This window comes from Vibrio sp. 10N.286.48.F5 (genome assembly GCF_041469785.1).
Taxonomy (GTDB): Bacteria; Pseudomonadota; Gammaproteobacteria; order Enterobacterales; family Vibrionaceae; genus Vibrio; species Vibrio crassostreae_C.
Genome location: NZ_JBFRLG010000004.1, coordinates 99,213 through 124,151, shown reverse-complemented (window position 1 = coordinate 124,151; position 24,939 = coordinate 99,213). Strand labels below are relative to the sequence as shown.

General features: G+C 45.2%; 19 protein-coding genes. 7 read left to right on the top strand and 12 right to left on the bottom strand.

What is annotated here, in order from left to right; genetic code table 11:
* Nucleotides 1-22 precede the first annotated feature (22 nt).
* The 3 genes from fabV to AB4185_RS03300 form a co-directional block, all read right to left on the bottom strand.
* On the bottom strand, nucleotides 23-1,225 hold the full coding sequence (gene fabV / locus AB4185_RS03310; protein WP_017065406.1) for an enoyl-ACP reductase FabV: 1,203 nt from the start codon (nucleotides 1,223-1,225) through the stop codon (nucleotides 23-25).
* Nucleotides 1,226-1,435: 210 nt separating this feature from the next.
* Nucleotides 1,436-3,718 (bottom strand): acyl-CoA dehydrogenase, encoded by a 2,283-nt coding sequence (locus tag AB4185_RS03305; protein WP_017071963.1) that lies wholly within the window; start codon nucleotides 3,716-3,718, stop codon nucleotides 1,436-1,438.
* Nucleotides 3,719-3,773: 55 nt separating this feature from the next.
* Nucleotides 3,774-4,403 carry a TetR/AcrR family transcriptional regulator gene (locus AB4185_RS03300; protein WP_017065403.1) on the bottom strand — a complete coding sequence of 210 codons (630 nt, stop codon included), beginning with the start codon at nucleotides 4,401-4,403 and terminating at the stop codon, nucleotides 3,774-3,776.
* A 755-nt stretch (nucleotides 4,404-5,158) separates the two neighbouring features.
* Between AB4185_RS03300 and AB4185_RS03295 the strand changes: the two genes are divergently transcribed.
* The gene (locus AB4185_RS03295) at nucleotides 5,159-6,466 is read left to right on the top strand and encodes a TolC family outer membrane protein (protein ID WP_010441480.1); all 1,308 of its coding nucleotides are present in this window, start codon (nucleotides 5,159-5,161) and stop codon (nucleotides 6,464-6,466) included.
* Complete coding sequence (locus AB4185_RS03290) at nucleotides 6,466-7,077, top strand: OmpA family protein (RefSeq protein WP_102270539.1); 612 nt, start codon at nucleotides 6,466-6,468, stop codon at nucleotides 7,075-7,077. The genes AB4185_RS03295 and AB4185_RS03290 overlap by 1 nt, the downstream gene beginning before the upstream one ends.
* Nucleotides 7,078-7,352: 275 nt before the next feature.
* Here AB4185_RS03290 and nhaA read toward each other — a convergent pair whose 3' ends face one another.
* The 5 genes from nhaA to AB4185_RS03265 all read right to left on the bottom strand — a co-directional run bounded on the left by nhaA (nucleotide 7,353) and on the right by AB4185_RS03265 (nucleotide 14,534).
* Nucleotides 7,353-8,519, bottom strand: coding sequence for a Na+/H+ antiporter NhaA (gene nhaA / locus AB4185_RS03285; RefSeq protein WP_010441484.1), 1,167 nt, complete (start codon nucleotides 8,517-8,519; stop codon nucleotides 7,353-7,355).
* Between the two features lie 275 nt (nucleotides 8,520-8,794).
* The gene (locus tag AB4185_RS03280; protein ID WP_017068753.1) at nucleotides 8,795-9,943 is read right to left on the bottom strand and encodes a lipocalin-like domain-containing protein; all 1,149 of its coding nucleotides are present in this window, start codon (nucleotides 9,941-9,943) and stop codon (nucleotides 8,795-8,797) included.
* Nucleotides 9,933-12,386 carry an ABC transporter permease gene (locus tag AB4185_RS03275; protein WP_017065398.1) on the bottom strand — a complete coding sequence of 818 codons (2,454 nt, stop codon included), beginning with the start codon at nucleotides 12,384-12,386 and terminating at the stop codon, nucleotides 9,933-9,935. Before AB4185_RS03275 ends, AB4185_RS03280 begins: the two co-directional genes overlap by 11 nt.
* On the bottom strand, nucleotides 12,367-13,038 hold the full coding sequence (locus AB4185_RS03270) for an ABC transporter ATP-binding protein (protein WP_017060385.1): 672 nt from the start codon (nucleotides 13,036-13,038) through the stop codon (nucleotides 12,367-12,369). Before AB4185_RS03270 ends, AB4185_RS03275 begins: the two co-directional genes overlap by 20 nt.
* 122 nt (nucleotides 13,039-13,160) lie before the next feature.
* On the bottom strand, nucleotides 13,161-14,534 hold the full coding sequence (locus AB4185_RS03265; RefSeq protein ID WP_372134848.1) for an MATE family efflux transporter: 1,374 nt from the start codon (nucleotides 14,532-14,534) through the stop codon (nucleotides 13,161-13,163).
* A gap of 98 nt (nucleotides 14,535-14,632) precedes the next feature.
* On the opposite strand from AB4185_RS03265, the gene AB4185_RS03260 reads away from it, so the two are divergent.
* On the top strand, nucleotides 14,633-16,063 hold the full coding sequence (locus tag AB4185_RS03260; RefSeq protein WP_372134846.1) for a DUF2867 domain-containing protein: 1,431 nt from the start codon (nucleotides 14,633-14,635) through the stop codon (nucleotides 16,061-16,063).
* 125 nt (nucleotides 16,064-16,188) lie between these two features.
* Here the strand turns inward: AB4185_RS03260 and AB4185_RS03255 are convergent, their stop codons facing one another.
* The 3 genes from AB4185_RS03255 to rsuA all read right to left on the bottom strand — a co-directional run bounded on the left by AB4185_RS03255 (nucleotide 16,189) and on the right by rsuA (nucleotide 18,961).
* Nucleotides 16,189-16,848: a DUF2913 family protein gene (locus tag AB4185_RS03255; protein ID WP_017060382.1), complete on the bottom strand. Its 660-nt coding sequence runs from the start codon at nucleotides 16,846-16,848 to the stop codon at nucleotides 16,189-16,191.
* Nucleotides 16,848-18,065 carry a Bcr/CflA family multidrug efflux MFS transporter gene (locus AB4185_RS03250; protein WP_017060381.1) on the bottom strand — a complete coding sequence of 406 codons (1,218 nt, stop codon included), beginning with the start codon at nucleotides 18,063-18,065 and terminating at the stop codon, nucleotides 16,848-16,850. Before AB4185_RS03250 ends, AB4185_RS03255 begins: the two co-directional genes overlap by 1 nt.
* Nucleotides 18,066-18,265: 200 nt before the next feature.
* On the bottom strand, nucleotides 18,266-18,961 hold the full coding sequence (rsuA, locus tag AB4185_RS03245; RefSeq protein WP_017060380.1) for a 16S rRNA pseudouridine(516) synthase RsuA: 696 nt from the start codon (nucleotides 18,959-18,961) through the stop codon (nucleotides 18,266-18,268).
* 97 nt (nucleotides 18,962-19,058) lie between these two features.
* Here rsuA and AB4185_RS03240 point away from each other — a divergent pair, with 97 nt between their 5' ends.
* From AB4185_RS03240 to AB4185_RS03225, 4 genes are all read left to right on the top strand, one after another.
* A complete protein-coding gene (locus AB4185_RS03240; RefSeq protein ID WP_102320610.1) occupies nucleotides 19,059-20,801 on the top strand; it encodes a DEAD/DEAH box helicase in 1,743 nt (580 codons plus the stop codon).
* 180 nt (nucleotides 20,802-20,981) lie between these two features.
* The gene (locus tag AB4185_RS03235) at nucleotides 20,982-21,380 is read left to right on the top strand and encodes a PepSY domain-containing protein (RefSeq protein ID WP_017066076.1); all 399 of its coding nucleotides are present in this window, start codon (nucleotides 20,982-20,984) and stop codon (nucleotides 21,378-21,380) included.
* Nucleotides 21,381-21,441: 61 nt separating this feature from the next.
* Nucleotides 21,442-22,101, top strand: a complete 660-nt coding sequence (locus AB4185_RS03230) for a response regulator transcription factor (protein ID WP_372134844.1) — start codon at nucleotides 21,442-21,444, stop codon at nucleotides 22,099-22,101.
* Nucleotides 22,102-22,205: 104 nt separating this feature from the next.
* On the top strand, nucleotides 22,206-23,552 hold the full coding sequence (locus AB4185_RS03225) for an ATP-binding protein (RefSeq protein WP_017066077.1): 1,347 nt from the start codon (nucleotides 22,206-22,208) through the stop codon (nucleotides 23,550-23,552).
* A gap of 77 nt (nucleotides 23,553-23,629) precedes the next feature.
* On the opposite strand, the gene AB4185_RS03220 is transcribed toward AB4185_RS03225, so the two are convergent.
* Nucleotides 23,630-24,937, bottom strand: coding sequence for an LssY C-terminal domain-containing protein (locus AB4185_RS03220; protein ID WP_017070602.1), 1,308 nt, complete (start codon nucleotides 24,935-24,937; stop codon nucleotides 23,630-23,632).
* Nucleotides 24,938-24,939: the final 2 nt, after the last annotated feature.

Sequence of the window (24,939 nt, the reverse complement as noted above, 5' to 3'; positions counted from 1 at the left end):
CGTTTAGATTCGATAACTTGAATTAGATGTCAGCTACATCAAATTCAACAGCTGGGTTAACGTCAGCTTCGTAATCAACACCTTCAACACCGAAACCAAATAGCTTCAAGAACTCTTCTTTGTACTCTACGTAGTCAGTCAGTTCTTTTAGGTTCTCAGTTGTGATTTGAGGCCATAGGTTACGACAGTGATCTTGAATGTCTTCGCGAAGCTCAAGGTCATCTAGACGTAGACGGTTCACTTCATCCACTTCTGGCGCGCTGCCGTCTTCTTTGTATAGACGTTGGCTGAACATACGGAAGATCTGTTCCATACAACCTTCGTGAATACCTTCTTCACGCATCTTCTTGAACACCATAGCGATGTAAAGAGGCATTACAGGGATTGCAGAACTTGCTTGAGTCACTACAGACTTAAGAACAGCAACGTTTGCAGTACCGCCAGTTTGGCCTAGCTTCTCGTTCAGCGCTGTCGCTGCACGGTCTAGATCCATCTTAGCTTTACCTAGTGCGCCATCCCAGTAGATTGGCCACGTTAGTTCAGTACCGATGTAGCTGTAAGCAACCGTCTTACAACCGTCCGCTAGAACACCAGCTTCAGAAAGAGCATTGATCCAAAGTTCCCAATCTTCACCGCCCATTACAGTAACAGTGTCTTTGATCTCTTCTTCAGTTGCAGGCTCTACGCTTGCTTCGATGATTGTGTCTTTGTTGGTATCAACCGCAGTTGACGTGTACGTTTCACCGATAGGCTTTAGAGATGAACGAATTACTTCGCCAGTCTCTGGCATTTTACGCACTGGAGATGCCAGTGAGTATACAACCATATCGATTTGGCCTAGATCTTCTTTGATCAGGTCAATTGTTTTCTGTTTCGCCTCGTTAGAGAAAGCATCGCCGTTCAGGCTTTTTGAATATAGGCCTTCTTCTTTAGCAAACTTGTCGAACGCTGCTGAGTTGTAGAAACCAGCTGTGCCAGGCTTTTTCTCAGTACCGGCTTTCTCAAAGAAAACACCGATAGTTGAAGCGCCGCCACCAAATGCAGCCGCAATACGTGAAGACAAGCCGTAGCCACTTGAAGAGCCAACAACTAGTACACGTTTAGGTGCGTTTGCGATTGGGCCTTGAGCTTTTGTGTAAGCAATTTGTTCTTTTACATTAGCTTCACAACCGACTGGATGTGTTGTAGTACAGATGAATCCGCGAATTCGAGGTTTGATGATCATATTCAACTTCCTTAAAAAATCAGGTTAAGGATAAAAGTTTCGTACGCAAATGGCATCTAATTTCTGTAAAAATGTGGCGAAAATGCAAGTGGTTGGAGCACTCAGTGAATATTTGCTGACTAAGTCACCATTTGTTAACGCCTCTATTGCAACTTCTACGACAAAAACAAAAAAAGGCACCTAATAAGGTGCCTTTTGTCATTTCTTTATCTAAGCAACGCTATTTAGCTTAGGTTTTAACTCTTTTCGCGTCAAAGTTTCACTGTAATCATGACTGAAGTGGTCAACTTGAATCGCTGCGTAGCGAAGTTTGTCTGCTGCAATGATTTGGTCAACTTCGTCTTGAGTAAGAACATCTGCCGCCAGTGCTTGAGCAAGTTTATCTTGCAATAGACCTTTACGAGCCACTTTGCCCTCTTTCACTGCTTTGAAGATCTTACGTTCGAGAGGCTTGATGCTGTACATCGCATTGAACGCATTCTCCATTAGGCCAACACTATCCTCTTCTTCTTTGCCTATGTAGCAAAGGTGAGTTAGACGTTCACGGTGTGCACCCGGAGTCATCAAGCTTTCTGCCAGTTGTACCGTTAGATTATCACTTGGTTTTTCAAAGTGGTTACCGACAGGGAAAACTAGACCTTTAAGTACTTTACCTACCATCTTGTTCGGGAAGTTTCTGTACGCTTCTTGTAGCGATTTAGCCGCGTTATGGAAACAGTGTTGAACCGCGTAGTGTACGTAGTCTAGGTCAGCTTGTTGACGACCTTCATCTTCATACTTCTTAAGCGCTGCAGACGCCATGTATAGGTAACTTAGACCATCACCTAGACGTGCAGAGATAAGCTCTTTACGTTTCAGTTCGCCACCTAGTGTAAGCATTGCGAAATCCGCACTCACTGCAAGCGCACGGCTCAAGCGAGTTAAGTCTTGGTAGTAAGGCTTCGTTGGACCGCTCATATCCGCTTTAATGAACTTAGAGCCTGTCAATGCCGCACCGAACGCACCAAACGTGTTCTTAGTTGCGTGAGAGATATGCTTGAACAACAAGTTATCGAAATCCTTCGCACCTTGCTTCTCATCTGGGTTTGCTGCCGCTTCCATTTCGCTTAGCACGTATGGGTGACAACGTGTCGCACCTTGACCGAAGATCATCAGGTTGCGAGTTAAGATGTTCGCACCTTCTACTGTGATAGCAACTGGAATACCTAGGTAAGGCGCAGCTAAGTAGTTCATTGGACCATCTTGAATTGCACGACCAGAGTGGATATCCATTGAATCATTCAGGATAGTACGCGCCATTTCTGTCATGTGATATTTCGCGATAGCCGTAACGATACCCGGCTTCTCTTTCATATCGAGTGAAGTAGTTGTTAGTGTACGAGTCGCTTCTAGTAGATACGTTAAGCCACCAATACGACCTAAACTCTCTGCAACTCCTTCAAACTTACCAATCGACATACCGAACTGCTTACGAACATAAGCGTATGCGCCGGTCGTTTTCGCCGTTAGGTGGCCCATCGCCGTGCCAAGTGCGGGTAATGAGATACCACGACCTGCAGACAGACATTCCACCAGCATACGCCAGCCTTTACCTGCGTAATCGGCACCACCGATTAACCATTCCATAGGAATAAACACATCGTGACCGCGTGTTGGACCATTCATAAACGCAAGACCAAGTGGGTCATGACGCTCACCAATCACAACACCTTCGTGGTCAGCCGGGATTAGCGCACAAGTGATGCCAATGTCTTCTTTGTCACCCAGTAGCTTTTCTGGATCGTGCAGTTTGAAAGCCAGACCAAGTACCGTCGCCACTGGTGCTAGTGTAATGTAGCGTTTGTTCCAGTTAAGCTTGATACCTAGCGTCTCTTTACCTTCGTGCATGCCCATGCACACAGTACCGACATCAGGGATACCACCCGCATCAGAACCCGCTTCTGGGCCTGTTAGTGCGAAACATGGGATATCTGTACCGTCAGCAAGACGAGGTAGCCAGTAGTCTTTTTGGTCTTGAGTGCCGTAGTGAGACAGCAGCTCACCAGGACCAAGAGAGTTTGGAACCATTACTGAAACCGCAGTACTGATACTGCGAGTCGCAATCTTAGTTACGATAGTTGAGTTAGCGTGTGCTGAGAATTCACGACCGCCATACTCTTTCGCAATAATTAGCGAAAAGAAACGCTCTTTGCGTAAGAAGTTCCACACCTCTTCAGGAAGGTCTCGATCTTCTTTTACAATTTGGTGGTCATCAAGCATAGCGAGCAAGGTTTCAAGCTCATTATCCATGAACGATTGCTCTTCTGCTGTCAGCTGAGGTTTTGGGTATTGGTGCAGCTTAGTGAAATCTGGTTTACCAGAAAACAGCTCTCCGTCCCACCACACGCTACCCGCTTCCATCGCTTCTTTCTCGGTGCTAGATAGTGGTGGTAGTACTTTTTTAAAGAGTTTAAAAGCTGGGTCACTTACCCATTTTTGTCTTAGAGAGCTCATAGTTCAGATCCTTTTGTTCACTATATTGGTTGTGAATGTTTCGCTTTTTATTGTTTTATTCTTCTGCTGACATGCCAGCGGCTAAATATGGAATAAGAATATCGACCACTGCCTTAGCATCTATCTTTCTGTCATAGTCATTCTCTGCAATTTCTACCAGAGCCTGACTTGATGCCATGGTGAATACACAAGTCCCTAGGGTGAAGTGTAATCGCCAAAATAACTGTTCTTGAGTGAGGTTCGGATTCGCCTTCATTACAGATGTCGTAAACAAAGAAAGTACTTCGCTGTAGCGAGTAGTAATGAACCAACGCAAGTGTCCTTGCACATCCGTATAGCCTCTGCCGATAAGTAACATGAATCGGCTTGTACCATTTGGCCTAACATCATTAAGTGCTCTTAGTGGCTGTCTCAACGACTCAAACACGTCACTCATAGAATACGTTTCGTTCAAGTTTAAGTTCACTAATGCATCTTGCAGTGCTGGCATAAATGCTTCTAAGTAACGATTGAGTACCGCACGAACCAGAGTCTTCTTATCGCCAAAGTGATAGTTCACTGAAGCTAAGTTGACATTCGCTTTACTCGTAATCGTACGTAAAGAGGTGTCATTAAAACCGTGCTCAGCAAATAAGCCTTCAGCCACATCTAAGATTTTGTCTTTGGTTGTACTTCTTGGTGCCATTTCAATCACTCGTATTAAACAACTGTTTGAAATATACGCTTAGTACATTTATTTAACAAGCAAGCAACATCACATTTTCACAAATTGGTCGTACCAGTTAATAAAACTCAGCACTAAACGATTGAATCGCTGTGTGTTTATAAAAAAAGAAAAAAATAATGAATTTTCTTGGAACTGAAATGGAAATGGAGAGTCCTAAATTAGGTAGAAAACAGCGTATTTAGAAGTTTAACAGGCCGTCAAACTTGTTCTTCTCACTGCTTTCTTAATTACTGCATTTTCCTTATTAACTCCTATACTTGTATCCGCCCAAACCACGTTGGTTTGGGCTTTTTTTTGTTTGTTGTTTAGGGTGAAACCTTACTTACCCTTCTTCACAGCTACAACTACAAACTAAACAGCGCGATCGATTCTTTTTATATTGTCATTTTTTACTAAAAATCGAACTACCACGCTTGGCACATTGCTATCACTGAGATACGTATTTCAAACAACCTCCTAACCAACGTTTACCAATCTCTGCCCAAGCCGAATTCTAGCCTTGCATTTATTTTCAACACATCTACTCGAAGCTTGCCACCTGTCACAACTGGTAAATTAATCAATAGCGATAGAGACTTACATTCGAAATAAAGCCAACAAACTTAGCAATTTCTAGCAGATGTCCTAAGCTTCGTTTAATACCCTTCTCAATTAAGTAGTTAAACGCTAGTTGGGAGGAGGCGGGAGCTTTTAAAAGTAGAAGGAGACCTACTTTGAGACTGTTTAAATTACCCATCATCTGTTGCTTAGCTATTGCAACCCCACTCTCTGCTCAGACTTTAGAACAGGCTGTTGCCATTACCTTGGCTACCAATCCTGAGATAAAAAGTATTTTTAATGAGTTTGTGAGTGTACAAAAACGAAACGATGCCGCAGGTGGTGCTTATAGGCCGAGTATCGATCTTGATGCTGGTATTGGCTATGAAGGCATAAACCCTGCGCCAAACAACGGTCCTGATACCGATCTCACACGAAAGGAAGCCACCATATCCCTCACTCAGTTGTTGTGGGATGGTTCGTCGACTCTCAATGATATTGACCGTACTGCCGCAGAAGCGGAATCGGTTCGCTTACAATTACTCGCGGATGCCGAAGACAAAGCGCTAGAGGTCACACAGATCTACCTGGATGCAGTCAAAGCAACTGAAGTTTTAGCCCTTTCGGAAAGTAACCTTGCTATCCACAAGAAAATCTATAAAGACATCAAAAAACGAGCAGCCTCAGGCATAGGCTCAACCGCAGATGTATCTCAAGTAGAAGCTAGGATTGCAAAAGCGCACGGCAATTTATTAGCCGCACAGAACAACCTAATTGATACCCACACTCAATTTAGAAGAATAGTGGGTCAAGAACCGCTTGGCTTGGTCTACCCAAGAGCCGATATTTCTATGATTCCTCTGTCATTGTCAGACGCCCTTGTTAATGCTCTGGACCAACACCCGGTAATCAAAGTCGCAACTGCAGATGTCGATTCGGCGCACTTCCAGTACAAACAATCAAAAGGGGTTAACTACCCTACTTTCTCTATCGAGGCATCTCAATCATGGCGCGATGATGCGGGAGGCGATGAAGGTTCGAGCCAAGAGACGTTGGCAATGTTAAGAATGCGATACAACCTCTACAACGGTGGTACCGATAGTGCTAATTCAGAAGCTGCAGCTTACCAACTCAATAAAGCAAAAGATCTAAGAGATCGTGCTTATCGACAAGTTGAAGAAGGCCTTCGCCTCTCTTGGAGTGCATTAGATCTGACGTTACAACAAAAGAACTTCTTGTCTGATCACGTGGATTCGGCGTCAGAAACCGTTATCGCTTATGAGAAACAATATCGAATCGGTAAACGTACGCTACTTGATCTGCTTAACACTGAAAACGAATTGTTTGAAGCCCGCAAAGATTACTTAGATGCGCATTACTCTGAACAGTACGCTAAATACCGTGTAATGAACGCGACAGGCTCTCTATTGAACGCTCTACTGGTCGACATTCCAGACGAGTGGACAACGGCAGTGGAGTATTAATGATGAAAATACCTTACTTATTGCTTTCCGCATTAACGATAACGCTATGTGCATGCTCTAGCCAAAATGAAGAGCCCTATATAGAAACGCCAGAAGCGGAGCAAATTTCAGACCTGCAAGACGATGATAATGATGGGGTGGTCAATGCACGAGATACCTGCCCAAGTACACCTAAAGCGTCATTAGTTGATAATGAAGGTTGTGGCGAGACTATACGCTCAGAAGAAATCAGACAGCTGAACATCCTTTTCGCCAATGACTCTTATGAAGTTAACCCTATCTTCTCAGATCAAATCACTACCATGGCTGAGTTCTTAGAAACCTACCAAAGTGCATCGATAGAAATTCAAGGTTACGCCAGTAAAGTCGGCGCGAGTGAATACAACTTAGAGTTATCAAAGAAGCGCGCTCACCACGTTGAAGATGAATTATTGTCGAATGGTATAGACCCGAGCCGAGTAAGAGTTGTCGGTTACGGTGAAAACCGCTTAGAGAGCGATGGCAACGATGCTACTTCTCATGCACTGAACCGTCGAGTAACAGCAACGGTTGTCGGGCTGAATGAGCAGATCGTCGAGGAGTGGACCATATTTACCACGCTAGAAAAATAACATGACACTGTCACTCTGGTCATCCAAAACGATCCGCAATTCATGCCGATCAAAATAATGAGTTGAATCTAGGAGTTTTAGATCATCAATAACTAACCAAACTAAAAATACTAGCAGTTAGGATCAATAAAGCCGAGATAGGAAACCCTATCACGGCTTTTTTGTTCTTTGCTATCACATGAATCGGGGAGGATGATTCTGTGACTCGTCTTGCTACTCAGAAGTTAGCTTGTTAATCAGTGAATAGGCTCGCCGTTAAACGAGCCTACCGCTGATTATAGTTTTACTTCTTGTTGCTTTGCTGTTTTCGGTAAAGAAACGCTTAGCAGGAAGTAACCTAGAATTGCAGCTGTTGTAGATCCCATCAGGATGCCTAGTCGAGCTAGTGTGTCAAACTCTACATTCGTTGGGCCAAATGCTAGTGATGAAATAAAGATAGACATTGTAAAACCAATACCACACAGGACAGATACTGCGAAGATGTTCATAAAGTTCACACCTTCAGGGAGCTTAGCAACACCCAATTTCACCGCACCCCAGCTGAATGCAAAGATACCAAGAGGCTTACCAATCAATAGACCCATAGCGATACCAAGCGGTAGCATACCTGTTAGGCTTGAGATTGAGATACCTTCCAATGAAATACCTGCGTTTGCAAAAGCAAAGACTGGCAAGATTGCAAAAGCGACGTATGGGTGCAGAGCATGTTCTAGATGCTTCAGCGGAGAATGTTCACCTTTATTGCCTTTCAGTGGGATAGCAAAACCAATCACTACACCAGCCAGCGTTGCATGAACACCAGACTTCAATACTGCAAACCACAGAATTGCACCAACAATGAGATACACACTCAGCTTAGTTACATGCTTGTTGTTTAGCATGAACAGCACACCAGTTGCGATGAAACCAACCGTTAACGCAAGCGTTGATAGGTCGCCTGAGTAGAACAGTGCAATGATAACAACAACGCCAAGGTCATCGATAATTGCTAAAGCCAATAGGAACACCTTCAAGCTAACCGGTACACGGTTACCAAGAAGAGCCATAATACCCAATGCGAATGCGATATCAGTCGCTGCTGGGATAGCCCAACCTTGAAGCGCTTCAGGGTTACTTGAATTAAATAGCACGTAAATAAGTGCAGGAGCTAGCATACCACCCACAGCTGCGATAGCTGGGAAGATTGCTGTCTCTTTAGACTTTAATGCGCCTTCTAAAAGTTCGCGCTTAACTTCTAAGCCGATTAGAAGGAAGAAGACAGCCATTAAGCCATCGTTAATCCAGTGAGACACAGACATACCAAGAACGTAACTGTGAAGTACACCTTGGTACATTTCGTTCAGTGGTGAGTTTGCTACAAACATTGCGATCGCCGCAGCGATGACTAGTATGATGCCGCCAGCAGATTCCATTTTAAAGAAGTCACGGATGACGTCGGTCATGATTTCGCCCTTATATTTATTATTTAAATAAACGAATAACAAAGAATAACCACGAGTTTATATCCAAGTTTAATTGATAGATAATCACTTCTTCGGATGTTTAACTTCGGTTTTTCCTACAAATACTAAACAATACGTCGTATATTCCATAATGTTGTTATGCACCATGAATTAAGTATAGATGAGATCATCGAACCTGTATGCACAATTCATTGGGGGACGCTAAAAGGCGCAGGCATAAAAAAAGGCTATCAAATTATAGCCTTAGGTGTTTTTTAGTAGCCAGTTAACTGCATAAAGCCTGTCGCTTCATGACTCCCGCTCGCCTTAATCGGCCCTTCCCAATATGGTATGACAAATGGAAGCCACATATCCCTGCGTATAATACGCGTTGTGAGGTTAATATCATGCTTAGGGACGTTAATGATCCACTGCAAAGGCATCCGTCTTCCATTCATCAACGTTGTATTTTGCAATGGTTGAATGGAAATGTCGGATTCCGTTAATTGGTAAACTTTGCCTGAGCGCGTTGCTAATGTCCCGAATATGTAAGGCAACTGTTGGTTATGACGATAGCGGTTAATGCTCAGCGCTGTGCCGTCATCGAGGTTAAATACAAACCAATCCCAACCTTGTTGGCCCACTCCAAGTAAGCCACTGCCCCACTCTTTATGTACCCACGCAGTTCCTTCCACTTCCTTGGTAACGCCGTCTAGGTTCAACACACCACTCAACGATAAAAATGGAGCGCTGAAGTTATAAGACGCGACAGGTAATAAGTCGTGCTTTTTCTGATAACCGTTATCGCCGTTGAGCACATAGGGCCCTTTTGCAATGGTGTCGAGTTCAAGTCCAAACGTGTCTGTTTGCACTTGAAGGCGTCCTGGGAATGGGGTGTTGCCGAGTGCACGCCAGTTCCAGTTATCAATCCAAAGCCTGAATGGACGATTAGTCATTCCCGCTTGGCCAATGCCGCCACGAGCCATGCGCTGTTCTTTCCATACTTTGGACTTAGAAGAGACCACTACATTTGAGATATAGACTTGAGGGCTTTGCCACCCTGGTGTTTCACGTTCGTCCGTTGCGATACGGAAAAAGCTCCACTGGACCGAATAGTCTTTACCATCATCACCTTTCAAAGATGCAAAGTAATGCCACCACTCGTGCTGAAACTCTGGGTGGAACTTAAAATCTTGTGGTAGCGAAACATTACGGTCTGGCAAAACAGGTTCGAACACATTGAAGTGTTCATTAACCAATATTGAGTTAACTTCATTCACGCCCTTTTCACCAGGATCGATGAAATAGGAGTAATAACCCCAAACACTTAAAAAGATGCCGAAGAAACTGATTAATAGCAGAGAAGACAGAATTCGTTGTCTTAACTTAGTTGAAGTATTCCGTAAAAACATACTAAAGCGCATCCCTCAGTGACTTCATCGGAGTGTTCCGAATCATTCTCATCACTGGTAAAGCACCAGCTAGCATCAATGCTGCCATGGCCCATGCAAATGTCTGCAAATAGTCCCAAGGAATCACTTGTAACTCGAGTGACCACCCAAAAGACTGCTTTATCACGATATCAACAATTAGGCTCGCTAACGCCAATCCGAGCGGAATCGCAATTAAGGAGGAAATAAGCCCAAACACAAACAACTGCAAACTACCTGTCAGGATCAGCTCTTTCGCCGAGACACCCAAACAGCGCTGCAAGGAAATATGCCTTTGGCGAGACACTTCTCCCGCAACCGTCGCGAAGAAGATACCGAAGACGGCGATAACCAAGGTGATGTTACCTAGTGTATCTGCAATCGCGAACGTCCTATCGAACACCCGCATTGCTTGACTGTGAATATTGTTGTTATCGAAAACACGCTCAGAACCAAGTCTAAATACGCTTTCTAATCGGCTGCGAAGCCCTAATGAATTCACATCGTCTTTGAGTATTACCCCAAGTCCGACATTACCCCGCCCTGCAAACCCATACAGCCAGTTTCGATGCGACATCATGACTTGATGGTAAGGGTTACCATAATCGTAATAAACACCGACAACCTGCCAACCAGAGCCGAGACTGTCATAGAGGTCAATGTAGTCGCCAGGGCGAATCCCCAGCTTGAGAGACATCGATTCACTGATCAACACACCTTTAGAGTGATGTAAGTGATACCAGTAATTCGGAATACCTAATTTGATCGTCAGCGCTTCTAGCTCACCTTCAGAAGGACCCGTACTGATCACCTGAATGCTACCAACTGGAGACGCCACATCTTTCTCCCAACGCCACCAAACCGAATCCACTTCAGGTTGGTCGGATAACCAATTACTCATACGAGCAGCGGCATTGTTGGTTGGGTAGATATACAGATCGGCAGCCAAACGCTGTGTTAGCCATTTATCAGTGGTATCTCTAAAGCTACCGACCATGGTTTCTACACCAATATTGGCTGTTAAGGCCAACATAAACGCCATCGTCGCCACGCCACGGTAACTCATACTGGAAGCAGCATCAGCAAAGAACCAGCGAGCGCGAACCCAACGCAAAGAATAAGAGAGGCTGTTAAATAACTTCCACATCAAAAACGGGGTAAATAGCGCCACACTGATCAGCATTAGCGCGATAATCGCAAAACCCGTCTCTTGAGTCTGAGGGGCTTGATACACGGCGACAGCGGCAACCAAGAAGCCACAGCCAATCAACGCTTGCCAAGTGAACTCGGTACCCGCAAAGCGCATCAAAGATAAGCGAGAGGTCAAACGAATCGGTTGTGATCTAAGCAAGCGCACCAATGGCCAAGCGCACGCTAAAAACGCACCAAGTAACGCCATCAATAAGCTGTAGCCGCTCCATCGCCAATTCCAGTCGATCGTTAAGCCAACGTTGGCGTCGTATAAGTCGCCTAAGCTTGAAGATACCGCTGGTAACAATTGGTTGGCTAACATGACACCGAATACATTACCGCAGATCCAGCTCAGTACGACCAATATCAACAATTCTAAGCAAAGCGCTTTAGCCAATTGCCAGCCCGATACACCTGTTTGTCTTAAGATTCCGACTAACGGTTGGCGCTGAATAAATGACAACGACATCGCTTGATAGAAAATAAATAAACCAACCACAAACGACAGCATACCCATCGCTTTTAGGTTTAAGTGGAACGCACTGGTCAGCGACTCAAGCTCTGCCTTAGAGCTACGAGAGATCGTCAAACCATTAGGTAACATATTTTTAAGACGTTCAAACTTCTCAGTGGGCATGTCTGAACAAGCAATCACTGAAAGCCCAGCACTGCGTTTAAGCATTCGGAGCAAGGAGATATCCGCAATCAACCTTGTACCATTAATCATATTATTTTGATCAACAACCACAGGACCAAGTTCAGAACCATCCATCAAAGGGATGTAATCACCGTTGTGCCATTCCATGTGTTCAGCAAGATCATCACTGACAAGGATTGGATATGGTGGCTTCATGAGGTTCAAAGCGGTGAGATCTTTTAACGCTATACCAGGTTGTAGCTGAAGCATAGAAACAGGATCTATACCGACAACCATGAAGTTTGCGCCATTTTCATCAGTGATACGATGGTGATCAAGAGGAGAACACTGTTGAAAACCTTCACGGCGAAGTTGGATATAAAAGCCTTGCGGGATTTTATTGGCGTTGTGTTTTGGTCGAATACGGTAAGGAAGAGGATTCGAAAAGAGTTTTTCGCCATGCGCATAGCTTTGCTTGGCGTGTTGGTTGATAGCAGTAACACCAACCAAAAGTGATACGCCGAGGGTTAAACCAAGCCATACCAAAATAATCTGCAGTGGGTAACGTCGATAGTGACCGAGTAGTGCCTTAACTACGGGCCATAACATGCAGTTGTCCTCCTTGTAGACGGATCCTACCATCCATATGCAGAGCTACTTTTTCACTGTGTGTTACCAACAGCAACGTACATTCTAATTGACGAGCCAAAGAGGTCAGCAAACGCATTACCGCTTCTGCATTACGCTCATCTAAACTACCGGTCGGCTCATCGGCCAGCAATATTTTTGGTTCCATATAAAGCGCACGCGCAATGGCCGCACGTTGTTGTTGGCCACCAGACGCTTCTTCAGGGTAACGGCCAAGTAAAGGCATAAGATCTAAAGCAGAGAGAATCTGTCTCCAGAGACCTTTGTCTTCAGGTAAGCCTTTTAACTGGCGGCAAAAACGGATGTTATCGGCAATATTTAACGTTGGCAGTAAGTTGAATTGCTGAAAAATATGGCCAATGTTGTTTCTGCGATAAGCGGTGCGGTCACGCTCGGTTGAGTCGTGCATATTGAAGTGAGGAAAAGCGATTTCACCTGAGTCCGCTAGGTCTAAGCCCGCGATAAGATTCAGTAAAGTACTTTTACCTGAACCGCTTTCTCCCATTAATGCCAGCTGGTCACCTTGGTTTAATGTTAATTCAGCACCTTGCAAAACAGGGTGAAACTCCCCCCCATCGACATAGCCTTTACATAGGTCTGACAGCTTTAACATTAAACAGCTCGCATTAGTTAGAATTTGGAAGGAGAATCTACACTAATTCCCTGTTAGGAGGAAGTATTTTGAAAGATAGATCACACGCCAACGATAAAGTGATGCGATTGGTGCGCCCTACTTCAACTTCCTATCAAGTTTTTAATCCATTTTCTTGTTTTCATGCGATAGAGCGACCCGCCCCACTTGAGGACTTCTTCCGTTAGGAAAAGCAGATATACCCACTCAGGTGGAAACTTAAAATAGATAGCCGCGATGGCTGCCAATGGGATACCGATCACCCACTGAGCAATCAAATCTTGATAGAGGCAGAACTTCACATCACCACCCGCTCTCAACACCCCAACGATCACAGTCAATGGCACCGAGCGAATGACAATACCCACACAGAGGATCAGAATGAATTTCTCTGAGAGGGCTCTGGTTTCTTCCGTCAGTGCGCTAAAGGCATTAAGTATTGGCGTTTGAACGAAATAGAGAAAAACGGCTACAACAATACTAGTTAAGAAACACAAAATTGTTAAGCCAAGCGCTTGATAGTAAACCGCTTCATTGTTTTTCGCACCAAGTTGATTACCCACCAAAACAGCTGCCGCATTCGAAAGGCCAATCAATAAACTCAATGAGATAGATTCAACCGGCGTCATGACCGATAGCGCAGCCAGACCTTGAACGCCCGATTGCCCCATGATCGCGTGGTAAGCAAACAAACCACCCGCCCATGCTAAGAAGTTAAACGTGGTCGGCAGAGACAGCTTCAAGAAGCGAACCACCTTATCAATCGAAGCTGCCGCTTTAATATCGCAAAACTTAAATGCTAATAAATGCTTAGAGAAATAGAGATAACCAAACAAAGTCGCGACTTCAATCGCGCCACTCAGTACCGTCGCAATCGCCGCACCTTTGATTCCAAGCGCAGGAAAGCCTAAGTTACCGAAGATCAGCACCCAGTTAAAGAACACGTTAGACAGGATGCCGATACCGCTGAAAAATGTACTTAGCCCGGGTTTGTGCATCGCTCTCAAACCCACAGCCATACTGCTGACACACGATACCGCTAGCATGCTAAATGACGTAATTACGATGTATTCAACGCCTAAGTTGATGACCTCTTGAGAGTCGGTCGTCACGCCCATGATTTGTGCAGGAAATGAAACGAAAAACGCGATAGTCAGTAAAGCAAACAGTGTCGACACCAGCCACGTCAGCGCAGTGCTTTCTCTCACACCTTGTCTGTTACCCGCGCCCCAATATTGAGCAGTAAGAAGAGCACCGCCCGTGGTAACACCCACCAGCATAATGGTCGTCACGAACATCGCTCGGCTCGCCACCCCCACAGCTGCGATGTCTGCTTCGCCAAGTTGGCCCAACATCAATACATCCACCAAGCCTCGGCTTGAAAACATAATGCTCTGCAAGGTGATGGGCAGTGCAATCGCAATAAGCCTGCGAACAAAATCACCTCGTGTGTGATGAATAATTGAAGAGAGCAACATAGAGAGATACCTAAACGGAACGTATTGATGAATAAAGATAAATATCGCGCTATTATATCAATGTTCGGTTTTTAACCACAGATATAAATGGAGTAACAATGAAGAAAGTACTGGTTTTAGGCGCTTCTGGATATGTTGGTTCGCAACTCCTCCCTCTCCTGCTTGAGCAAGGCTATCAAGTCACGGCAGCAGCAAGGCATATCGACTATTTAAAGGCACGGACCGAGCCTCACGAAAGCTTATCGCTTGAGTATCTTGATCTGGCCGATCAAGCTGCGACACAAGCCTTAGTCCCCGACTTTGATCTTATCTTCTTTCTCGTCCATGGCATGGCGGAAGGCCACGACTTTATCGATTATGAGCTGAACTTAGCCCGTAACTTTGTTTCTGCTCTTGGGCCAAAGAATCAACACGTCATCTACCTGAGTTCTTTACAGCCTCAGACTGGTGATTCAGAGCACCTTCAAGCGAGAAAGAAAACCGGCGAATTGCTTCGTAAAGGGCCTGTACCCGTTACCGAACTTCAAGCTGGCGTGATCATTGGCCCAGGATCTGCGGCATTCGAGATCATGCGAGATTTCGTGTACAACTTGCCGATTATGATTGCGCCAAAATGGGTTGACTCTAAAGCCAACCCGATTGCTTTGCAGAACCTGAACCACTATTTACTAAAACTCGCACAAGACACGCCTAGCGAAAGCCAAACCTTTGAGGTTGGCGGGCCGGATATTGTCTCTTACCGAAACCAATTTGCTCATATTGCCAAAACCGCCGATCGTCCACTCAAACTATGGGCGACATCGCTACTGACACCAAAGATTGCTTCATATTGGTTAGGTGTGGTGACTTCTGTACCGTCTAACATAGGTAGAGCACTACTTGCAGGCTTAAAGCACGACTTCATCGCCAGTTCGACCATCATTAGAGAAAAGTACCCTCAGAAGCTTATCTCGTTCGAAAATATGGTTGAACAAGCCATTCACGCTGAAGGAAACTTTGTCAAAAGCAATGTATGGGGCTTTGATAAAACCGCATTCAAACGCTGGCAAGCTGGGTATGGCTATTACCCGAAGAAAACAGGCGCAAGTATCACCTCAAGCGCTTCATTGGAATCGCTTTGGCATGTTGCTCAGCAAATCGGAAGCCCGAAGCAAGGTTACTTCTTTGCTAACACTTTATGGCGCACACGCGAATGGTTGGATGTTCTTTTCGGTGGCGGTGTACCGGTTCGACAAATGCCAAAAGGGCCCAACCTAAAAGTCGGTGACAAAATCGATTCATGGAAGGTCATTCGCTGTGAAGAGAATCAGTTTTTATCTCTGCTTTTCGGTATGAAAGGCCCCGGTTTAGGGCGACTCGAGATTACTGTCTCTGACCACGGTGGCTCTCGCGAGCTGAATATCTCGGCTTGGTGGCATCCAAAGGGGTTTCTAGGGTTACTGTATTGGTTTGCTATGATGCCAGCCCACCTGTTTATTTTTAAAGGCATGGTGAAGGCAATTGAGAAGCAGGCTAAAGAACAGGATTAAAAGCAGATGCGGGATTCGGGTAACGGGATGCGAAAAGACTTAACAGCAAATTAGCGACACGCGCTATGAGAGACAAAAAAGAGCGGATAATTCCGCTCTTCGTATCTCTCATCTCGAATCCGCTATTAGCCGATAACGCTAATTGGGATCTCAGCCAGTTGGTTGCCTTGGTTAGCAGGGTAAACGATGTATTCACCGTGATACTTCACCGCAGACTTATAGTCCGTTACTTTGTGAAGCATGAAGCCCGCTTCCATCGCCGCTTGGATGAACTCAGCATGGTTGCCACGAACAAACCAGTTCATTGGCTTAACCATCAACTCCCCGTCGAAAGAGTCGTCACACTGTTTACCGCATAAAGCAAAAGAGTGCTCGCCATCGGTGAAGAATTGAATCTTGCCGCCAGTCGTTAGCTCGTCTTCACTCGATACGCTCCAACCCATCTCGTACATTTTGTCCATGAACGCTTCAACATCACTGTCTTTTAGCGTTTTAGGCTCTTCGCCTTCAGGGAAAAAACGTCCGTAAAACGCAGAAATACGTTTAAAGGTAAAAGTTAAATCAGAGTTGTTGCCTTTTGAGCGACCCTGTTTCTGCCAGCGAACTAAGTCAGGCACAATCACGCGATCATAAGCTTGAGATTTAATCGCTTTTGTTACCCAACGAACAAGATAAAGGTTGTTCGCGATAGGTGCGTCGATCGCTTTACCAGACTTATGCAGAGCATACAGCTCGCCCAGCGCATCGTTCACTAACTTCTGAATTTCAATATAGTATTTTGACATTATGCCTTCTTTCCTAATGTCCAATATAGTAATGCTGACAGTATTGCACATGCTGCCATCATCATAGCCATTGGCCCTGCAGTGTCACTTGGTAGCATAGCAACAATTGCCCCCACTACAGAACCAGTACCAAATCTTAATGTGCCTGCAAGCGAAGAAGCTGTGCCGGCCATATTCGGGTATCCGCTTAAAAGCAGTGCCATTGAGTTACTACCAATGGTAGACAGTGTGCCGATAAACAGCATCACGAATGGCACAATACCCCACAAACCGATATCTAACATCCAACCGACTAACAGACCTAAGCCTGCAAACAGTTGAATGGTTAAACCGACTCTGAGCATAGCGTGAGAGCCCACTTTCTTAACGATTCGACCGTTGATGCTCGTCATCAAGATCATAGCAACAATATTCAAGCCGAACAGGTAGCCAAACAGATCAGGGCGAACGCCATAGATATCGATGTAAACGAATGAACCTGCCGTTAAGAACGCAAACATCCCTGAAAATGAGAATGCACCAGAGAAAATCAGGCCCATCGCCGTTGGGTTCTTACACAGTCGAGCATAGTTACGAATCGTTGTTTTAAAGCGCAATGGTTGTCGGTTTTCTGCAGGAAGCGTTTCTGGGATCTTCATCGATACCGCCAGAATCACGATCACCGCAAAAATAGCCAGAACCCAGAAAATTGAACGCCAACCGAACCACAACGCTAAGTAACCGCCAATCATCGGAGCAACCAATGGCGCAACTGTCATCACCAAAGTAACGAAAGACATGGTTCTTGCGAAATCTTCACGATCGAACATATCTCTTACCACCGCTTGGATGATAACGGCCGCCGCAGCACCAGCAAAACCTTGAGCGGTACGGATGTAAGTCAGCGCTTCAATGCCATGAGTTGTCGCACTCACCATAGAAGCGATAGCAAACAAGAACACACCAATAAGCAGTACAGGCTTGCGACCATAGCTATCCGCCAACGGGCCATGCAGCAACTGCCCCAGCGCGAAACCTGCGGTATAGGCTGTTAGCGTGATTTGTACCTCACCCGCCGTCACACCAAGATCTTTAGCAATGGTCGGCATCGCTGGCAGATACATATCAATGGCTAGCGGAGTAAGTGCACCAATCGCACCTAGAATCAAAAACAGCACTAAGCCTAATTGAGGTGTTTCTAGTTGGGAGCTTTGGCTCTGTGAGGTCGATGTTTGCATGGTTCTCCGAATGTTCAACTGATAGAGCTAGGGACTAGCGTGAGTACGCGAGTCAAAGATTGGCTGAGACTTTCCTAGTACCAGTCAACATCATCAGCCGACGCTATCCATGGTCGGCTTTACAACGAAAGGGCTATTTCCAGCAAAAGTGGTCTCTTGTTAAGAACAATTTCTTGTTAAGAGCAACTTCTAGCTAAGGACTACTTCCAGATTGAATCGACTTCTTCTTGCGTTAGGTAACGGTATTCACCTAACTCTAAAGATTCGTCCATCTCAATTTCGCCAATACGTTCACGGTGTAGTGCTTCTACCTTGTTACCAAGAGCAGCAAACATACGTTTAACTTGGTGGTATTTGCCTTCGTGAATCGTTAGCAGCACTTCACGCTCTGCACGAACTTCTAGGTGTGCAGGAAGTGTTAGGCCATCTTCGCTCTTAAGCTGGATGCCCTCTTTGAATTTTTCAACGTAATCGTCTTCAACAGGTTCAACCAACCACACACGGTACGTCTTCTCACACTTGTGCTTTGGCGAAGTGATACGGTGAGACCACTTACCATCGTCTGTAATCAACACAAGACCTGTTGTATCAATATCTAGACGACCAGCAAAGTGCAGCTTGTCCATTTTGATTTCATCAAGTAATTCAAACGCGATACGATTTGCGCCATCTTCATGCGAACAAACAAAGCCTTCTGGCTTATAAAGCATGATGTAACGTGGGCCGTGAACATTCAGTTCATTGCCTTGCCATTCCACAACGCACTCTTCAGTTACCTTGAGTGAGCCGCTTTTTTGAATGACATCATTTACTGTCACTGCCTTGGATTTTAATAAGTGTGTTGCTTCTCTTCGAGTGACGCCTAATGCATCGCACAGAAATTTATCTAAACGCATGAATACCTCAACTAATCTAAGTCGGGTATTATAGTCACCTTTGCTCAATTAGTTGAGCTATTTCACACTATTTGTTTTCCTTCTTACAAGACGCGATATGTATACACTCCGCCCGTACCAAGCTGATTCTGTAAAATCAGTGATTCATTACTTCAGAAAACACCAAACTCCGGCAGTGCTCGTGCTTCCGACAGGTGCAGGAAAAAGCCTTGTGATTGCAGAGTTAGCAAGGCTTGCGAAAGGTCGAGTGTTGGTGCTTGCTCACGTAAAAGAGTTGGTTGAACAGAACCATGAAAAGTATGAAGGTTACGGGCTGAAAGGCTCGATTTTCTCTGCGGGTTTAGGACGCAAAGAGACCGACCAACAAGTCGTGTTTGCTTCGGTGCAATCTGTGGTGCGAAATCTCGATTCATTCTCTAACCAATTTTCGCTGTTGGTTATCGACGAATGCCACCGTGTTCCCGATGAAAAGACCAGTAGTTATCAGAAAGTCATCACTCACTTACACGAGAATAATTCGGGCATCAAGGTGCTTGGATTAACAGCGACCCCATATCGTCTTGGGATGGGTTGGATTTATCAATACCACACTCGCGGTCAAGTGCGTTCAGATGAGCCACGTTTCTTCCGCGACTGTATCTTTGAGCTGCCGATTCGTTACCTGCTCGATGAAGGTTTCTTAACTCCTGCACGCATGATTGATGCACCCGTGTTGAGCTATGACTTTTCGCAGTTAAAGCCCGCGAGCACTGGTCGCTACAAAGAAGCAGAACTCGACATGGTGATCGAGCAATCGAAACGAGCGACCCCACAGATTGTCGATCAGATTATTCACCTAGCCCAAGATAAACTAGGCATCATGGTATTCGCTGCGACCGTTCGACACGCGCAAGAGATCCTCGGCTTATTGCCAGAAGGTGAAGCTTCAATTGTGATTGGTGATACACCAACTCTCGAACGTGACCAAATTATCAGCGACTTCAAAGAACGTAAAATCAAGTTTTTGGTTAACGTATCGGTATTAACCACAGGTTTTGATGCGCCACACGTCGATTTAATCGCGATTTTGCGCCCGACAGAATCCATCAGTTTGTATCAACAAATCGTTGGCCGTGGCTTACGCCTATCTCCGGGTAAAAAAGAGTGTTTGGTGCTCGACTATGCGGGCAACAGTTACGACCTCTACCAACCTGAGGTTGGCGACCCTAAACCCGATTCAGACAGTGAAATCATCACCATCCCTTGCCCTGCGTGCGGCTTCAATAATAACTTTTGGGGCAAGCTAGACAGCAATGGCTTCTTGCTTGAGCACTTTGGGCGCAAATGCCAAGGCTACTTTACCGATGAAGACACGGGCGAGCGCGAGCACTGTAATTATCGCTTCCGAGCGAAATATTGCGGTGAATGTGGTGCTGATAATGACATTGCTGCGCGCATTTGTCATGAGTGCGATGCAACCTTAGTCGACCCAGACAAAAAGCTAAAAGAAGCACTGAACCTAAAAGATGCCTTGGTATTTGAATGCTTGGAAATGGACCTCAACGTGCTTAAAGACGAGAAAGGTAAATCACAACTTAAGGTCACCTATCGCGGAGAAAACCAAGCGCAAGTGCATGAGTTTTGGTCATTAACCAGCAAAAAGCAGAAGCAGAACTTCAAAGACCAGTTTGTTCGCCCTCACCTTGCAGACAGACATCGCCCTTTCGAAGAAGCCTCACCGACGAAAGTGGTTGCTCACCAACATAGATTCCGCCCACCTCAATTCGTGATTGCCCGTAAAGTCGGACGCTTTTGGAAAATGAGAGACAAGATATTCGAAGACGAACTACAGCAGCGTTAAGGTTAAGAATAAAAGTAAGTCTTACGTTCTTAACACTCGGCAATTAATCTTATGTATTAAAGCCTGCGCCATTTAAGCGTTAAGTTTTTCGGTATCAAATTCTCATTATTAATCAGGTTCACTTTCTGTTCAGAATTACTTTTTTATACTGAACGCTATCAACCTTCTCTAGGATTCGCTATGTTTAGTAAAGCTATGATTTCTTTGTTTTCTATAAGCTTAGGCTTATTTGTTTCTGCTGGCGCATGGGCTGACTCACATCATAATGGTCATGAATTAGTGCAGGACGTTCATAAAGCAGGAACCAGCATCGAATTTGAAGAAGATCAAGACGAAGTCTATGAAGCCGTACGAGAAGGCTACATTCGCCCTTTCTCAGAAATGTATGCGGCGGTTGAAAACGATCTTCATGGCAGAATCATTAAAGTAGAACTAGAAGAAGATGACGACATTTGGGTGTATGAACTAAAAATCAATTACCAAAACAACATCATCAAAGTCGAATACAACGCTGAGACGTTAGAAATGCTTATGATCAAAGGCCGCAACTTTAAAGACGCAATTAAACACGGCGACTAGTTACGTACGACGAAGAGCTAAGCACGACGAACAGTCATTAGAAGAAATTAGAAGAACAATTATGAAAATTTTAGTCGTTGAAGATGAGCCTCGTTTGGGCCAACAAATTATTGAAACACTTGAGGGGCCCGACTGGGTTCCAGAGCTCTCTCAAGATGGTATCGACGCACTCTACCGTGCAACGTCAGAAGAATGGGACGCGATTGTCCTCGATTTAGGTTTACCTAAGCTTGACGGCCTAACGGTATTAAAAGGCATTCGAGACGAAAACATCAACACGCCAGTGATTATCTTAAGTGCTCGTGACACGCTAACTCAACGTGTTGAGGGCTTGAACGCCGGTGCTGATGACTACCTAACTAAGCCATTTGAGATGGTCGAGCTGATTGCCCGTATCCGAGCTCAACTGCGCCGAGCATCAGGCAGTGCTGCTCCGATACTTCAAATCGGTGATCTAAGCCTAGACACACGCAGTTCTAAAGTGTTGTGGCAAGGTCAAGCAATTAGCCTCACGGCGCTGGAATATAAAGTTGTCGCGTACTTCATGCATAACCAAAACAAGGTTATCTCGCGCACTGAGTTGGTTGAGCATATCTACAAGCAAGACTTCGACCGAGACTCAAACACGGTTGAAGTGTTCATCGGTCGTATTCGTAAGAAAATCGCACCAAAGATCATCAAAACCGTTCGTGGCCTTGGCTACCAACTGAATGCTGAATAGCTCAGTCGTCAATCACGCCAAGAGCAACCATTAATTAAGTGGACAGCCTGTTCTGATCATCGCAATACGATAAGTTACGATGAGCAAAGGCAGGTTGGAAATGCATGAATCTAAAGAAACGAACACTTAAAAACATCAGTTTAAAAAGCCGCTTGCTCCTTGCTGCGGCTTTTTGGCTAGGTGCGATGATATTAGCGGCTGGTGTCGGGATTCCGAAACTGGTTAACGACTACCTCGTCGATGACATGAAGCAGCAGCTTGGCTTAACCATGGATGAGTTAACCGCCAATATCGAAACCAATGACAGTGGTAACCTGATCATGGCAGAGCGTCTGTCTGATCCTAGGTTCAACCAGCCCTACAGTGGTATTTATTGGCGCGCCGCTACCCAAGAGCAGATCATTCGATCTCGCTCGCTATGGGATAAAGACCTCACCATCAAGCGTTCACCGATTCACACATCAGTCAAAGGGCCAGAGAAAGAAAAGCTGATTTACATCGAGCAAGATATCTACCTGCCTGAACTGAGCGACCCTGTCACGATCACCATTGGTATTGATGAAGATCCATTAGAATCCACACTGACAGAGCTTACTGGTCAAGTCTGGTTGATCCTAATGTTGCTGTTTGTTGGCGTGCTGATGTTGATCGGTATTCAAGTCAGTTGGTCGTTATTACCGCTCAGCAAGATGCAACGCGAACTGGTAATGCTAAGAAACGGCGAGCAAGAAGGGTTAAGCGATAACTACCCGAAAGAGGTTTCTCCATTAGTCTCTGACCTCAATGCCCTGCTCTTTCACTATCAAGAGTTATTAGAACGAGCTCGTAACCACGCGGGTAACTTATCTCATGCGTTGAAAACACCGCTTTCAGTTCTAAAAAATGAGATAGAGCGACTTCCAGAGGATGACAAGGCACTGCTGCAACAGCCCATTCATCAGATTCAAAGCCAAATTGATTATCACCTTGGCCGCGCTCGTATGGCAGGTGCAATGAACATTCTTTCGGTGAAGTCTTCACCTTGTGAGCGTGTCGAAGCTATCTCAATGGCGTTTGATAAAGTCTACGCTGCCAATGAAGTCACCATGATTAACGAGCTAGACTCTGAGATTGAAGTGGCAGTAGAAAAAACCGACCTTGATGAAATGGTCGGCAACCTACTCGAGAACAGTTACAAGTGGGCGGGCAGCATTATTCGCGTCCATGCAAATGAACTCGACGATGGCAACATAGAGTTGGTGATTGAAGATGATGGCCAAGGCATTCCTGAAGAGAAGCTTGAGCAAGTGACCAAACGTGGCGTCCGACTTGATGAAACCACACCAGGAACAGGCTTAGGGCTTAATATCGTAAATGAAATGGCACACAGTTACCGAGGCAGCCTAACGCTCAGCAAGAGCTCAATGGGCGGCTTAAAAGCTTCTCTGGTGCTTAAAGTAAGTAAAGGCTGAACAAGCTAAGTAAAAGTTAAACACAATAAGCCCTAACGTAATGCTAGGGCTTAATTCTATCGACCTTATATACAACTCTATATATCGTTCACAGCAACATCCAAAGTTTGTGAATTATCACTAAGGGTCGTTGCTCCAATCGTTAATACCCGGCCATCAGTGTAATAGTCATGATCGTCATTGATCACTTCCACCGTTGCTAATGGGTACTTGTCTAACTCGATGTCTGGTAGTAACGTTCGTATCTGATTAGCAAGCCGATCTCGCTCTTCATCAACATTAGGGTCAATGTTATGAAGCACGGTCACAATGCCTGAGTAAGGCGTGACTTTAAGGCCATCATCATAGCTAATTGCGCCTAACCACTGAGGCTGGTTAGTTTTAATATCAACACCTGCACGCCACCAACGAATATGGCTGCGCTTCATCAGGTTACCCGGCAATTGAAAAGCCATATCTTGCGGCTTGTCTCGCCAATATAAATCAGACACTGGCGGCGTTTTTTCTCTAAGCAATGCGAGATAACCAACCCATTCAATCTCATTTCGAGAGAAGGTTTGATTCTCTATCCAGCCTAATTGCTTCATTAAGTCTCTTGGGGTTGCTCCAACATAAATTACGTTGATCGCTTGCGCCGAGTAGAACGAAGATTTACCGGGGAACGCTTTATAGGTAACCGAGTTCCAGTCGACTTTGTTTATTTGAGCCGTCTCTGGTTGATTCTGAAAGTCATCCGCTTTCCAGAAAAAGTGAGCGTAGTTCGCAAACAATACCCACGCCAACAACAGCGCACTAGACTTAAGTACTAAGCATCGCCACTTCATTCGGTAACCGATAATGGTGAAGACTAATACCGCGAACACACCAACGATCAAGCTATTATGCTCCGAGATAAATATCTTAAGGCTATTAAGCCACGGGAAGTTTTCAACGCCGTGCGCCAGTAACATGCCCCAAGCAATGAACTGCCCTCCACCAAGGGCCAAACCGATAAACGCCAACACACTAAAATTACGCCACGGTACACGATGCGAGCCAGCTATAAATGGCACAACCCAAGCGATAGGCCCTAATAAACGAGCAAAAAGAATGATGTATGTGCCTTTGCGAGCAACCAGATAGCGGCAGCGCGCAATTAATCTTTTGGTTTTAGGGCGAAACTTAATGAGCCTTCGTTGCACCTTAACACCGTATTTATAACCAATGAAATAACTGAGTTGATCACCAAGCAAACCACCTAGCATCACCAAAACCAACGCCATCCATGCACCTGAATACAGTTGAAAGCCCGCTGCGATAAAGAACGGCTCTCCCGGTACAAATAGGTTTGGGCCAATGAGAGCATCACCCAATGCTCCCAGAAACAACCCTAGTCCATCAAACATAA